Here is a 14,983-nt window from a genome sequence, read left to right on the forward strand (position 1 = left end):
GTTGTGCAATTCTTTTTCTGAAGCGTGGCAGTAGAAGTTACTAATGCAATCAACTTTTTTGAAAAAATTTTGCGTTTTGGGTGAGAGTTTTTTCGATTTTTTGTACCTATATAAGTAAAGGGGTTTTTAAGCCGCATTTCAAAAAATCCAGAGAGAAGGTTCAAACGAAATGTACAATACCGCAAAACGAGTCGCACTCGTCAAGCAGCGGGTGCGGAAAAACACATGCCGGAGGCAGCGGCGCGAGGCAATAAGCCTCTCCGCAGCGTGTATGCTGCTGTGCGCGGCGCTGACGCAGGCGGTGGTCGTTACCGTGTTTTGCACACGATTGAGAAAAAACAATAAACAGCAGGAACAAACCAAGGAGGATGAGGAAACATGAAGAAAAGATTTTTAGCGGCGTTGCTGAGCCTGTGCATGACGCTCACGATGCTGCCAACTACGGCGTTTGCAGCGGTGAGCGATTCGCTGGGCAACACACCCGAGGAAAATCAGGCGATTTTGGAGCAGCTCTCCGCCTCGACCGGCGATAGCAGCGACCAGGTGCTTTCCATGCTGAACGCTTTGGGGCTGCTGGATGAAGACGGCAATTTCAAGGTGGATCAAACCATCACGCTGGACGGTCAGGTGTTGACACTGGCGGCTGTCATGGAACTGCTGGAAAATCCCGCCACGGATCTCACCCGTATAGCCGACGTGGATGGGACTCCGGTGGCGCTGGGCGATTTGAAGACCATGATCCAAATCGAACAGGAGCTGCAGCGGATCAAGGACACCTATTTCTCCGGCAGGGAGTTTACCGGGGAAGCACTGGAGAATCTCAATAGCCTGATGGAGCAGCTGGAGGTGCAGGGCATCAGTTTGCAGTATTCCGCCTCTGCCACAGCGCCTGTGGGCGTTGAGACGGTGGATATGAGCAGCATGATGAGCCAAACGCTGGGGGATCTCGCAACCAACAGCTGGAGCTCCGGGACTTTTACTGTATACGGCGGAAAACCGGTCGGCTTTTCCTACCGCATTCAAAAAGGCCAGCTCAGCGAGTATATCACCGGTGTGGAGGTCTCGATAGGCGAGACGAGTAAGGTCGTCGAGCAAAGCGACGGGTCCTACAAGCTGACCTATGAGGTAGACGGCTACAGTTTAGGTGGTCAGGAAATCACTGTCAAAGTTACAACCAAAGGAAGTACCCAAGCCTGGCACGATAATTCTTATTCCTATGGCGACCTGCTGGGGATGATTGAATTTTACGATGCGGAAAATTTGGTGTTCTATGACGGTGCCGCTTATGCCGACCACTGTCAGCTCAAGCTAAAAAAGACGGTTAATGCCCTCACAATAAAAACATCAATGACCGCGCCGCCCTATGAGAAAAGATACGAAAATACAGACGTAATATATCAGGATATGTTGATTCCTTTGCTGGCAGATAAATACACTGTCGCCAACGGTGTCGAAAATCCGGACTTCGTTGCGCTAAGCAATACCATCGGAATTTTGGAGGGTGCCCGTAACTCGGTGCTTCCCAGCGGCTCCTCCCCATTTTATCAGCCATACCAAATCGACGCCAGCATCGAGTTTGACTGGAGTACCAGCGCAGCTGCCTATACTGGCCCTGCGCCGTATGGCAATTATAATTCTATAACCCCGCAACCCTATGCCCCGTTCTATCTGACGGAGTACAAGCTCGATGGAACAGCTCTGACGCTCAGCGGCGACAAAAAGAGAACGGAGGACTGTACGATTAACAAGGGCAGTACGGTCAGCATCTCCCTGCAGTCTACCACGCAAAACAGAGAGAAGCAGCAGTACTATCTGCCCTTCGAACTGTATCTGAAGAATGTAAATGGCGATATCCAACATTCCTACGCCACCGCTAAGACCAGCAACGTCTCCGCCAAGCTGGTGGACACGGACAATCCCACCATTCAAAGCGTCACGGCCCCGGCGGGAATCTATGCCAGCGGACAGCACGTGCCCATCACAGTTACCTTTAGCGAGTTCGTGAATCTTAGCAACGCCACCGTGACTATCAATGGCGAAGAGTATACTGCCGCTGAGCTTTCCATGAACGACTACGGCGTCACGGCAATGCTCTGGTATCCGGTGCAGGATGCGGATGACACCACGGTCATCGTCAATGGTATGACCGGTGTGGAAGATGTTTTCGGTCATACGCTGGATACCACATCTTATCAAAGCAACGCGATTGCCAGTGTAACGCTGAAGAGCGTTTTGATGCGTAACGCTCCCACCGCACTCACCGCCGACTACGACAACGGCAAGGCATCGTTCACGATGAACGCCAACATGGAGCAGGTCTACAAGACCGTATACAGCAATTATCACACCCCGGCAGGCACAGAGCCGAGGGAAGCCCCGTTCCAACTCGAACTGAAGTACGGCTCCGCGGAGGCACCAAGCTATCTGCAGGTCTATCTGGACACAGAGAAGGAAGCCTTCACCATTAGCGACTACGCAATCGCACCCTCTGCTTACGACCGCACCTACACGGTGACGCTGCAGGCCAACGAGGGCACGAAAGCCGATCCTGACTGGGTGAATGTTCTTCCCATGACCCGGCAGTTCACGGTGGCAAAGAAAGTTTCCGCGCACACGGTGAAGGTCGTCCCGGAAGCGGATGACGCCGACTATACGATTTCCCTCGGCAAAACCACCCGCCCCACGCTTAAGGCAGAGGTTTTGGGGGCAGGCGGTGAGACGGCCAGCTACATCACCGGCAAATGGAGCAGCAGTGATACGCTCATTGCCACCATCAACGAGGATACCGGCGTTGTTGCCACCACAGGAACCAAGGTGGGAACCGTCACCTTTACCTTTACGGCGGACAACGGGACTGAGGACACTGCCGATGATGTGACGGGCGAGTCAAAGCCCTATACCGTGACGGCAGGCGATTCCCTGGCACTGGTGATTCCCGGCGGCGCGTCCATCGTGACGCGGGTAAATCAGCCCGCCACCGTGCTGTGGAGCTCCAACGCCACGCTGATGGCGCCGAACAAAGAGTTCCATTACAGGATTGACCTGTATGAGGGAAACTACGCGAATGAGGCGGCGCTGAGCGGCCGCAAGCCCGTTGCGACTTATACCGCCGGCAAGGATAAAAACAGCGTGCGGATCGGGGAGAATGTGCTCTCCAAGCTCTCCAACGGCAATACCCCTGCCTACACGGTATTGGTTTCCATGCCGCACCCCAACGCCGGCGGTGAGGACGTCCGCCTGTCGGCACTTGCCTGGATCATCGTGCAGGCACCACCTGCCACAGCCAAGCTGACACCGCCCCAGAGCATTTACCTCAAGGATACCGATGGTGCTGTCAATATCGACTGGTCGGTGGAAAACACCACTGAGGGCGCCCCTTTGCAGCCCACGCTGACCATCACCCGGGTCACAGAGGACAACACCACCAAAGTGGTGGACAGTGAGCGCCTATCCGGCACCTCCGGGAGCGTCTCCCTGTCATTACAGAGTGTGAAAGCCGGCAATCTGAAGGACACCTATCAAGTGGTTTTGAGCGTGGAGAATCCTGGTGAGGAATCTCCCAGCACCGACTCCTTCCCCCTGTATGTCTACGATGCCGACGCACTGAAGGTGCAGAACGAAAAAGGAGACACGATTTCTAAGCTGACCATGGACAATACCTCCAAGGTCAGCGGCAGCCTGCCCACCGTTACAGATGAAATTATGCAGCTGCGCCAGGAGTTGGGGCTGATCGAGTACATAGGCATCAACTATGACGAGTACGGATGGAACTCCTTTAAAGACGGCATCCGGTGGCTCTCCAGCAACAACAATGCCATTTCCGTCAACTACAAGCAGGGCGGACTGTATGAGGACATCAGAAACTTCTCCTTTGATTCCTACCTTCCCGAAACCAAAATGGCGCTGTCCGGCTTGGCCAACGGCACCGCAACCGTCACGGCTACCCATGCCGCCACGGGCATGAATGCCGCCATACAGGTGACAGCGAAAACACTGCAAAATAAGTTCTATCTCTTCCAGCTGACGCCTGCAGCGGAAACTACGCTGCAATACACCGACGGCAAAGGTGTGCCCAAAACGGTCACGACCAACAGTGAAGGCGTGCTGGCGCTTTACGAACCCAACGGAATCGCCAGTGAGGTGTCTCTGCGGTCCGGCTCCGGCGCGGATATTTATCTGGGCACCATCTATAAAGAAAATCTGCGTTCCGGCGAGCGGGATGCCACAAAACTGCAGCTTTATCCCTTGAATACCTTCAGCCTTCGGCAAGTTGCCCGGGCATCTGTGACGCTCATCACGCCGGGCGGCGATCCGCTGGCGAACAAGACGGTGACCGTTCGCGGCGGCGTTTATAAAAACGGAGGCTACTGCCAGACAGCTCTGCTGGGCTCCAGGGCAGGAGCACTTGTCAGCGGCATCACCGGCGACACCTATACCACGGATGCGGCGGGAAATATAACCGTCTATCTGGATTCCACCCAGTTCTGGTCGGCCGAAAAGGGCGAGAGCAACACCACGGCGCTTTCTGCTCTGGATCAGCTGGAGTACATTCTGGAGATCAGCGCAATTGACGGCGACAAGTACTATCCGCTGCTGCTGACCGTCAACGGCAAGCTGGGCGTAGACGATGTAATGCGCACCGCAGAGGGCGTTGTCTCTCTGGAGCGCGTGCCGGCGGGGGAGGAAAACAAACCCTTCATTGTGGCGCAAAGCGTTGATTACGGTCTTGCCAACGGTCAGAAGGTGGATGTCCGCAGCTCGACTGGGAAGATTGGCCCTAACAGCAGCTTTAAAACAGCAAGCCTGCACACCACCATGTTCCTCTGGGGCGAGGATATTGCCAACGCGCGGAATTACAGTCTCAAGCTGGCGGACGAATACGGCATTCTTCCTGCCGCCCAGAGCAGCAGTACCAAGCAGTATCCCTTCTCATCCATCCCCGTAGCGGAAAACGATCTGACCCTCACCGAGGCCACCATGACCACCTCTGGATGGATCGCTGACGGCAAGGATGTGGGTATGAAAACGCAGCTGAGCCTGAACGGCAGCCTGCTACAGGAGAAAATAATGCCCTTCCGGGTCGTTGATCTGACCCGAGTGCCCAAGGTGACAGAGGATGACCGCGTCACCGGTATTCTGGCGACGATGGGATCCTCCAGTGGAGTGAATCAAGTCGACTTTGGCGGAGTGGGCGATAGTAACATTCTCAAGGTGCTGACCGGACGGCTGGATGATCTGAGCGGTCCGGTGGACACTTCCGTGTTCAAAATGATTATCACCCCCAGCGAAGATCCCTCAGTGTTCCGTGCCATGATTTGGGCCGGGTACAATACGCTGGAGATGGAGGACATGGACTATTCCGAGGACGGCGTGGCGTTGGGTGCGAATGTGCTGACGCAGAATCTGGAAGTGGGTGTGCCCGGGACCGGGGACCTGAGCCAGATGGCCCAGGGCACCTATGATCCCAAGGGGGACTACAAAACCAACTCCATAGCCGACAATGTCACCAGCACGGATCTCAACTTGCAGTTGGAGGGCTTTTACGAAGCGGAAATCCGTTATAACACCGAAAAAAAGGAGTGGGAGGTTTTCACCGTAGGCGGCGGATTTACCGCCGGCGTTGGTGTGGGCTTCTCCTTCAGCGTGAACGCCATGGCTGGCCCCGTGCCGTTGACAGCAACCTTTGAGCTGGGTGGTGCCATTCAGCTGGATTTCCGTACCGCAGTGCGCTACGGCCGGCAGGGCGAGGGTACAGAGCTTGCCTGGAGCGATCCCACGGCCACGGCAGTGAATGACTTTTTGACCACGCTGCGTATCAACGCCTATGTCCACGCGTTTGGCGGTATTGGCTTTGACTATTCGGTCGTGGCGCTGAAGATCGGTCTATTCGGCAATTTGGATGTGGACAGTCAGAATAAGTTCCTTTCCCGCACCTATCTTGCCGACGAGACAAAGCGCCAGATCAACGGTCAGGCCCTGGGAATCCAAAGCGAAGTGGGAATCAAATTTGTGGCAACCTTCCTGTTTATCTCCTACGAGGCGGTGATCGCCTCCGGAACCCTTGGAGCCACCAGGACTTTTAATGACTGGAAAACAATCGACGACTACTGGAATAGCGCCACCAGTGGGCTGAGCCTTGCCTCGCTGCGGATGGCGGCGGCCCAGAGCGGAATGCAGGTGGCTTCTGGCAGTGCAACGCTCCAAAGCCGAGACTATCTGGAGCAATATGCCCGTACCTGGGGCCAGCCCCAGCAGCGGATGATGCTGTTCTCTCTGAACTCCACCAGTGGGCTGGAAAACATCCAGACCAATGCCAACCCCACATCCTATCCACAGCTCAGCGATGACGGGAAGGTATTGACCTACATCAATGACGGCAACAGCAGTAGTATTTACGACAGCCGGGCGCATTTCTCCACTCTCAATGGCGGCGTCTATACTCCCTCCATTGAAATTGACGCTCCCACAGGGTTCCCCGGCTACGGCGACACGAGCGTTTCTTTGTCCGGCACTGGCAGCTTTGCGGCGGCGGCTTGGGTTCGCATGGGCACCGACCTGCCGGGTAAAAATGCCGGTGATCCCGTGACATTGGAAGAGCAAAACCTGCTGATGAACAGCACGGAGATCGTAGTGTCCGTCTATAACGGCACAACCTGGACTTCCACCCGCCTAACCAACGACGGCACGCCGGATCTGGCCCCAGCCACGGCAGTGGGCGGCGACGGCAAAGCCATCGTGTTCTGGCGCAACGTCTACACCCCCGATCCCGGTACGCAGGGCAGCAACAACCTGCTGAATTTTACGACCAGAGATTGTATCATGTACAGCTGCTATGACAGCACTAACGGCACCTGGAGCAAGGCAAAAATGCTTTATAACGGTGCTACTGGCAGCGTGAAGGCGTTGCAGGCGGCCATGCTGCCCGACGGAACCGCTATGGCGGTTTACTCGCTGGACCGCAGCGGAACCGGAGATACCTCCGCCTACGAGATCACCTATTGTACCGTGGCTGCTGACGGAACTCCCGGTACAGCCATGCTGGCGACCTGTGACAGCAATCTTGACGAAAACCCCCAGGTCGTTGCAGCCAACTTCGGCAGCGGGGATGACCGATTTGTCATCGGTTGGCACAGTGTCCGAGACGGCAGCAGCGATATTCAGCTGTTGGCTGTGGACGGCAGCGGCACCATGTCCAACAGTTTCCCCGGCTCTCTGTCGACCCTGACCAGCAGCGGCAACGCCGTCGTGGGCGGAGACTTCCGCTTCGCTTCCCTCAGCGGGGATCATCGCAGCTGCAATGATCTTACCATCGTCTGGAATGAGACTGTCAATAACGCCAACGGCGCGGTAGATCACGGCATTTTGAAGGCGGCCAAGCTGCGCTATGCCACAAATACCTACACTCTGTCCGCACCATTGGAACTGGCAGAGCTGCCGGATCGCACGCTGGCTGACCACTTTGATGTCTATGTCAGCGGCACCAATCAGGTGCAGGCCGCCATTCAGGCCACCCGGTATGACGATGAAAACCCGCAGGTAATCGGCGGCGTGACCGTTCCGGGTGAGGAAACGATCCTCTATACCGCTACCTCTGATTTTGTCACCGATGCGGTGGCAGTGGAACAGATCGGTGTGGATTATGCAACGCTGGCGTTGAACAGCCTGACACCCATTCACTTTACCATCCGCAACACCGGGCTGAACGATGTGACAAACCTAACGGTCAGCCTTGGCAGCGGGGAAACCGCTACCCTTACGGAAAAACTGCTGCCCAATGAAAGCACCACCCTTACCGTCTGGCACCATGTGAAGGACCGCGTGACCGACCCGGGCTATACCATCACCGCCGCCGGCGGCATCCACGAAAACGGCACAGTGTATCTGGATTATCCCGACATTGGCATCTCACAAATGGAAGTGATTGCGGAGAGCGCCGGCAAGCGCACGGTGCGCATGACCCTCTATAATTCCGCTGCCGCCACGCTGGCCGGCGGAAAGAGCCGCGAGGTGAAGCTTGCGTTCTATGCGGATGATCTGCATACCGAACCTGCAGAGGTAGCCTGCACCACAAACGGCGTATCGGTTAGCGGTAATGAAATCACCATTTCCGAAGACAGCGCCCTCGCCCGCATTGATCAGGGAACCTTTACACTGGACCTGACCTATGATCTGGGCGAGTATATGACATCCATTGGCAAAACCGAGATCCCCAATGTGGGTACCTATCTGTACGCCGAGGCGTGGGCGGAAGGCAAGGTCGGTGGAACGGGAAGCAATCAGCGACTGCCGGAGTATAACGGCAGTGACAGCGAGGCCAGCGTCCATATGACCGGCGCACTGGCCCGCACCGGAGAGCAGCTGACGATGGATGTGACACAGGGGAACGACGGCAACGATCACAGCACCGCCGCCATTACTCTGCGCAACAACTGCCTGCAGTCTCAGACTGGCGCAGAGCTGGTGGCCACGCTGCTGGATGCTGCCGGGACCGTTCTGGAAACGAAAAAGACCAGTATTGGCGGTGCCATCTCCGGGGAAACCTTCCAGACGGAAACCGTCACCTTCTCCCGGCTTGGCACCCGCGTAGTGGTGCGAGCCGCAGTGCCCGGTAAAGACCTTCTGACCTTTGAAGGTCTGGCAGTGGGGCTCGGCGATTTTACCGCCAACGGAACGAACTATACCTATACGCTGCAAAATGATAGCGGAGCAACATCTACGCTAGTCACAGCGGTGTCTGGAAACGGCGAGCCCGTGAGCATCAACGGGCAGGCTCTGTCCACCGGCGGCAGCGCAACCGTTGCCATCCCCAACAGCGGCACAACCGACATTGTCGTGAGAATCGGTGCTAAAACCTACACGCTGACGATTCTGCGCAATAGCGGCACAGGCGGCAATGAAGGCGGTGGCGGAAGCGGCGGAAGCGGTAATGAAGGCGGTGGCGGAAGCGGCGGCAACGGCGGAAGCGGCTACAGCTACTACACCATCAAGGCAACTGCCGGGGCTGGCGGCTCCATTTCTCCCTCCGGCAATGCTAGCGTCCGTGAGGGCAGAGATCAGACTTTCACCATCACTCCGGATAAGGGCTATGCTGTCGCCAACGTCAAGATTGACGGCAAGAGCATTGGCGCGGCGAAGTCCTACACCTTTGAGAATGTCAGCAGAACCCATACCATCGAGGTCATCTTTATGAAAGCCAACGGCAACCCCCGGACCGGCGTGTTTGTGGATGTAGCCACCGGCAGCTATTATGAGGATGCTGTGGATTGCGCTGTTCTCTTTTCACTACAAGAAACAAATTAATGACATTTTGAGCTGCGCCGCTATCCAAGCGCGGCAAGGAGACAGCATTATGAAAAGAATCACAAGAATCATTCGTCCGATCATCTGCATAGTTGTCCTTCTCGTTGCTATGACCACGGCAGTCAGGGGCTGCTATCAGAGAGAGACAGAGCCTATCGACATTCCCGGCACATCTGCGCCTCAGCCATCAGCGCCTCTCGCGGGCGAAGTTATCCCCTCGGTGGACAGGCAGACAGAGTTGGCGGAAGCCAGAGCGAAGAATCCCGACACCGTGGCGTGGCTGTATATCCCCGGTGCGGAGGTGGACGACCCTGTGATGCAGGCGGAGGACAACGGCTATTACCTAAAGCTGGATGAAAACGGTGAGTACGCCATATGGGGCTGTTATTATGCCCACTGTGAAAACAAAATCGGCGGCAGGGATAAGCTGGACAAAAACACCACCATTTTCGGTCACTCCGCCAGCAACTGCGACCCGGACGGTGTGCGGTTCACCAAGCTCTACCGTTATATGGACGCAGACTTTGTAAAGGAGCATCCGTATATCTATCTCTCTGTGGATGGTGAGGACATGATCTTTCAGATCACCGCACTGTTCGTTACGGATATTGGTTTTGACTATATTGCGCCTGATCCCACGGGAGATGATCTGACCAGTTTCTTTGAGACGATTGCGCGGAAAAACTGGCTTGACTTTGATGGCGTGACCTTCTCCGAGGAAGATACTGTTCTGACCCTCTCCACCTGCTGCCGGAAGTATGACAAGGCTAACAGCGGCAATCAGCGGCTGGTGGTCATGGCAAAGCTGCTGCCGGAGGGCGCAACCGCACAGGAGTTCAGCGTATCCCTTGTGGATAGTCCTGAAATGCCCTAAAAGAAATCAGAATACGACGATAACAGGACACCCATCCTTGCGGTGCTGAAAAGCAGTGTATGATATAGGGAAAACGGCGGCTGCTCTGTACAGAGCAGCCGTGGTTTTTGCTGTCCCAACATTTAATAGGTTGCCAAAATAATTTGGTCAAAAACCATCGACATCCCTTGCTCATACACGCTATAATATAGATAATCTAATAAGAAAACAGTGTTATCATTACTGCTACAGATAGAATGGTAGCCATATTTATGAAAAAATCATTGAAACGGAATGGCGGAACCCTCAGGGTGACAATGTCAGCGATTTGACAGCGAAAACCATTTTTCTCAGGTGATTTTCCGTTTTCTTATTTTGACAGAGATTTACAAAATAGTCAGGAAAATCAAGGCTTTCCTTGACTCATATTTACTTAAAATAATCGCTGTTCCCAGTGTGGACTCGAGCTCCTAAGCACTAGTTGAGGGTTCGATTCCCCCTGGGAACAGTTAAATTTTGCAACAATGATGACCACAATTCATTGTTGCTTTTTTTTATTTATAGGTGCTTACGAGCACCGAATGCCGCGACAACGAGCGTGCAACGCGAGTGAGTTCAGGGAAAAGGAGAGAATGCCTATGGCAGAAAAAACAGACGAACGAGTTACGGATGAAAAAGTGGTAGAAATTGAAATGGAAATTTTCTAAATATGTGCCACAAATCTTGAAAAAATCTTGATTTGTGGCATAATAAATATATATTTTGATTTGGAGATAAAAAGACGATATACAGATATCTTGATAAAATGGAAAAGGCTTGTCTAATTGATCGTGTAAAAAGATTTAATATTGTAGGAAAACAGGCAATGTCGTATATAGAGAAGCAATATGCGGTAGATACTGGTTTTCGCATGATAAATACAAACTTAGTAAATTTTGAGGATACCTTTTTTCTTGAAAATATAATTTATAACGAGCTAAAAGCAAGAGATTATGAAGTCTTTACTGGAAAAACATATAAGGGTGAAATTGATTTTGTTGCAATAAATGGAAGAAAGAAATGTTTTATTCAGGTGGCATATTATTTGGCTGGCAAGGAAACGATTGAAAGAGAGTTTGGTGCTTTTAAGCCAATTAGTGATGCATCACCGAAATATGTGTTTTCATTAGATCGATTTGATTATTCAAGAGATGGAATTGCACATATCAATATTGTTGATTTTCTTTTGGGTAAGAAGGATATTAATTTATCATAACGCCACAAATTAAGAAAAAATTTAAAGTTGTGGCATGATTAGTTATACCAATAGCTACGGCAACTTCCTGTTTGTGGAATTAACAGAAACTGACGGAAGAGGATTCCTGAGAGCATTTAGTATCTGGATGGGAATAAGCGTCAGTGAGTATAAGAAGATTTGTAATCAAGATGGATCAAACAGGACTGACGAAGTATCGCTCAGATTAGATTAAAAAATTTAATCTGGGCGATTTTTTTCGTTCAGGGAAAAGGAGGAAATGTTATTGACAGAAAAGCTGATTTCATTTTAATTCCATTCCTCTGCCAACAGGAAATCGCAGATATTGCGGTGCTTGATCCCGTTTCTGCTCATGTCGAACTCATCCAGAGAGACAACATATTTCGGGTAGTTATCGCGGATATTGTCATATGCACCGAACTCACGGGCAACGGTCTCATCGGATGCCAGCAGATAGGCAACCTGAACATACAGTTTTTCTCCACCCTTATCACATACAAAGTCGATCTCCTTGTCTCCGGTTCTACCGACTGTCACTTTGTAGTTCCGGCGCAGTAGTTCCAGATACACGATGTTCTCCAAAATGAGGTTGATGTCACGCATATTGCCGCCGAAAACAGCCTCCCGGATGCCGTGGTCGGCAATGTAATACTTCTCATTGGAGGCAAGAATCTGCTTTCCCTGCAAGTCCTCACGCTTGACCTGATAGAATAAATATGCGTCGCAGCAGTATTTGATGTAGTTCAGGATGGTCTCCGGTGCAACGGTTCGCTTCTCGTTTTTGAGGAACTTCGCCAGAGAAGTTGCGGAGAAGGTCGTGCCCACATTTGCAATCACATAAGCGATGATGCGTTCCAGCAAGTCCACATCACGGATCTTGTTCCGCTTCACAATGTCCTTGAGCTGGACAGAGTTGAACAGGTCATGAAGGTAGAGTCTGGAAGGAGCATCCTCGTAGCGGATGTTGGCAAGGTACGGCATACCGCCGGATAATAGATACTTCTGAAAGCATTTCTGCATCGGCTCATCCGGTGCGATGGGACGGTACAGTTCCAGAAATTCTGCGAAGGAGAATGGATAAATAACGAACTCCACAAAGCGTCCACCGAGATAGGTGGAAAGCTCACCGGACAGAAGTTTTGCGTTTGAACCGGTGATATAGATGTCGCAGTCAAGGGATACACGGAGGGAATTGATACACTTCTCCCAGTCTTTTACCTCCTGAATCTCATCAAAAAAAAGATAGACCTTGCCGTTGATCTCTGCGGCTCTCTTAGTAATCTCATCATGCAGTGACTTTGCGGTCTGCAAATGAGAGAAGTTCAAATCCTCAAAGTTGATAGAGATGAACTGAGAAGAGCTGATACCTGACTTCACAAGTTCCTCTTTTATAAGCTCCAGCATGACCGATTTACCGCACCGGCGAATACCGGTCATGACCTTTATCAGCTCCGTTCCGATAAACGGTCGGATGCGCTTCATATACATTTCACGTTTAATCATGATCATAAGCCTCCTTGCCTGTGGCTGAACACAGTGTAACATATTTATAGGTGAAACTCAATGACATATTCCTGAAATCATAAGATATAACTGACAAAATCTATATTTTTATGAATTTCGACAGTTATGGACATAAATTTCAGAAGGAGATTGCGCAATGAAATCCTCCGTTGCCCAAATGGAACAGGCAGAAATGGCGACTTTTTTATCGTTTTGGGACTTGTGAAGCATAATAAAAAGGAATTATAATCAAGAAGGAAAAAACGCTTTTTTCGAGCTATAGGAAGGAAAAAATTATGGAATATTCGGCAATTCTTCATGATATGGATAAAAGATTCTGCTATGCAATCGATAAGGATTTATTCGTGATACGTGTGCAGGTTAAAAAAGATGATATAAAAGAGATCATTCTCCATTATGAGGATAAGTACATACCATTGGAATGGAAGGATACGCGAAAGACGATTCCGATGAAGAAGGTTGCCACATCACAGTTTCATGACTATTATGAGGCACAGCTTCAGATGCATTTGATATGCCTCCGCTATTATTTTGAATTTACGGATATGCAGGGAGAAAAGGTATATTATGGCAACTATGAGTTTAGCCGGGAATGCATTACAAACAGGGACAGAATGTTCGATTGTCCGCAAAACCTTCGTGAGGAAGAAATGTTTGAGGTGCCGGAGTGGGCAGCAAACAAGGTTGTGTACCAGATTTTTCCATCTCGCTTTGCAGCGTCACAGCCAATAGACAAGGAGCTGTGGTATAAAGCACCCATCACGTCTAAAGATAATCTGCATGGCGATCTCAGAGGAATTATTGATCATTTGGATTATATTCAGAAGCTGGGAATAGATGTTGTGTATTTAACACCTATTTTTAAATCGGATTCCTGCCATAAATATGATACCACTGATTATTATCAGATCGATCCTTCCTTCGGAACAACAGAGGATCTTAAGGAATTGGTGCAAAAAGCGCATGAGTGTGGAATGAAAGTAGTGATGGATGCGGTATTCAACCATACAGGAAGAGATTTTTTTGCATTTAAGGATATCATGGAAAAAGAAGAAAAATCCAGATATCTGGACTGGTATTTTATCGAGAGATTTCCACTGAAGGGTCAAAAGGGAGAAGCTCCTAACTTCAAATGTTTTGGTTATTATGGTGGAATGCCTAAGTTAAATCTGAAAAATCCGGAGGTTGAAAAATTCGTTACAGATGTTGCATGTTATTGGATTAAGGAATGCGATATCGATGGATGGAGAATGGATGTAGGTGACGAAATCAGTCATTTCTTCTGGAAGCGATTTAGAAAGGCTGTTAAGGCAGTAAAAAAAGATCTGCTGATCATTGGGGAAATCTGGCATTATGCAGGAGATTTTCTTGAGGGAGATGAATGGGATACGGTCATGAATTATCCATTTTACCTGAATCTCATAGATCTGCTTGCAGATGAAAAAATCAATGTCAGCCAGTTTATACAGAATCTTGGATATTTAAAGGGGCGCTTAAACAAACAATGCTATCCTCTAATGTGGAATCTGATCGACAGTCATGATACAGCAAGATTTCTACATCTATGTAATGATAATAAGAAAAAGCAGCATTTGGCAGCAGCTTTTCAATTGTTATTACCGGGAATGCCTATGATTTATTACGGAGATGAATTTGCGATGCCCGGAGCAAATGATCCGGATTGCAGACGTGGCATGTACTGGGATAAAGAATACCAGGATAAAGAGATGTTTGAATGGTATAAGCAGCTGTTAAAGGTGCGAAAAAACCATGCATGTATCGTAGAAGGTGAACCGATGGAAATAACTGCAAGGGACGAGGAAGAGACGATCGTCCTGACCAGAAAAAATGGCGAAGAGACACTCGCTTTGATCTTCAACTGCAGCAGCAGCGCAAGAATGTTTAATGAGTATGCGCAAAAATATGATTTACTTAGAGAGAATCCCTTTGATGGAAAAATAGAGGGACTTGATGCTGCTGTAATAGTACTCTAAGAATAATAAGATGAGAAAAGTATAGAAACAAATTAAAATATATCGCTGGAGAAAATG

Annotated in this window: 6 protein-coding genes; 5 read left to right on the top strand and 1 reads right to left on the bottom strand. The window is 50.7% G+C overall.

Features of this window, described 5'->3' with window-relative positions; translation table 11 throughout:
* Positions 1-169: 169 nt before the first annotated feature.
* The 4 genes from ACTRDR_RS09760 (at position 170) to ACTRDR_RS09775 (ending at position 11,408) form a co-directional block, all read left to right on the top strand.
* Positions 170-382 (top strand): hypothetical protein, encoded by a 213-nt coding sequence (locus ACTRDR_RS09760; RefSeq protein WP_440527233.1) that lies wholly within the window; start codon positions 170-172, stop codon positions 380-382.
* Positions 379-9,300 carry a cell wall anchor protein gene (locus ACTRDR_RS09765; protein WP_440527235.1) on the top strand — a complete coding sequence of 2,974 codons (8,922 nt, stop codon included), beginning with the start codon at positions 379-381 and terminating at the stop codon, positions 9,298-9,300. The genes ACTRDR_RS09760 and ACTRDR_RS09765 overlap by 4 nt, the downstream gene beginning before the upstream one ends.
* A 49-nt stretch (positions 9,301-9,349) precedes the next feature.
* Complete coding sequence (locus tag ACTRDR_RS09770; RefSeq protein WP_279203211.1) at positions 9,350-10,174, top strand: class B sortase; 825 nt, start codon at positions 9,350-9,352, stop codon at positions 10,172-10,174.
* Between the two features lie 763 nt (positions 10,175-10,937).
* Positions 10,938-11,408 (top strand): hypothetical protein, encoded by a 471-nt coding sequence (locus ACTRDR_RS09775; RefSeq protein ID WP_440527268.1) that lies wholly within the window; start codon positions 10,938-10,940, stop codon positions 11,406-11,408.
* Between the two features lie 288 nt (positions 11,409-11,696).
* On the opposite strand, the gene ACTRDR_RS09780 is transcribed toward ACTRDR_RS09775, so the two are convergent.
* Positions 11,697-12,911: an ATP-binding protein gene (locus tag ACTRDR_RS09780; protein WP_440527237.1), complete on the bottom strand. Its 1,215-nt coding sequence runs from the start codon at positions 12,909-12,911 to the stop codon at positions 11,697-11,699.
* A 296-nt stretch (positions 12,912-13,207) separates the two neighbouring features.
* On the opposite strand from ACTRDR_RS09780, the gene ACTRDR_RS09785 reads away from it, so the two are divergent.
* Positions 13,208-14,926 (top strand): glycoside hydrolase family 13 protein, encoded by a 1,719-nt coding sequence (locus tag ACTRDR_RS09785; RefSeq protein ID WP_440527238.1) that lies wholly within the window; start codon positions 13,208-13,210, stop codon positions 14,924-14,926.
* Positions 14,927-14,983: the final 57 nt, after the last annotated feature.

It is taken from the genome of Simiaoa sp., assembly GCF_051972595.1.
Classification (GTDB): domain Bacteria; phylum Bacillota; class Clostridia; order Lachnospirales; family Lachnospiraceae; genus Acetatifactor; species Acetatifactor hominis.

What these genes read in the sequence shown, in the direction of transcription:
- ACTRDR_RS09765 (WP_440527235.1), top strand. Translation starts at nt 379, where the DNA reads ATGAAGAAAAGATTTTTAGCGGCGTTGCTGAGCCTGTGCATGACGCTC.
- ACTRDR_RS09760 (WP_440527233.1), top strand. Translation starts at nt 170, where the DNA reads ATGTACAATACCGCAAAACGAGTCGCACTCGTCAAGCAGCGGGTGCGG.
- ACTRDR_RS09785 (WP_440527238.1), top strand. Translation starts at nt 13,208, where the DNA reads ATGGAATATTCGGCAATTCTTCATGATATGGATAAAAGATTCTGCTAT.
- ACTRDR_RS09770 (WP_279203211.1), top strand. Translation starts at nt 9,350, where the DNA reads ATGAAAAGAATCACAAGAATCATTCGTCCGATCATCTGCATAGTTGTC.
- ACTRDR_RS09780 (WP_440527237.1), bottom strand. Translation starts at nt 12,911, where the DNA reads ATGATTAAACGTGAAATGTATATGAAGCGCATCCGACCGTTTATCGGA.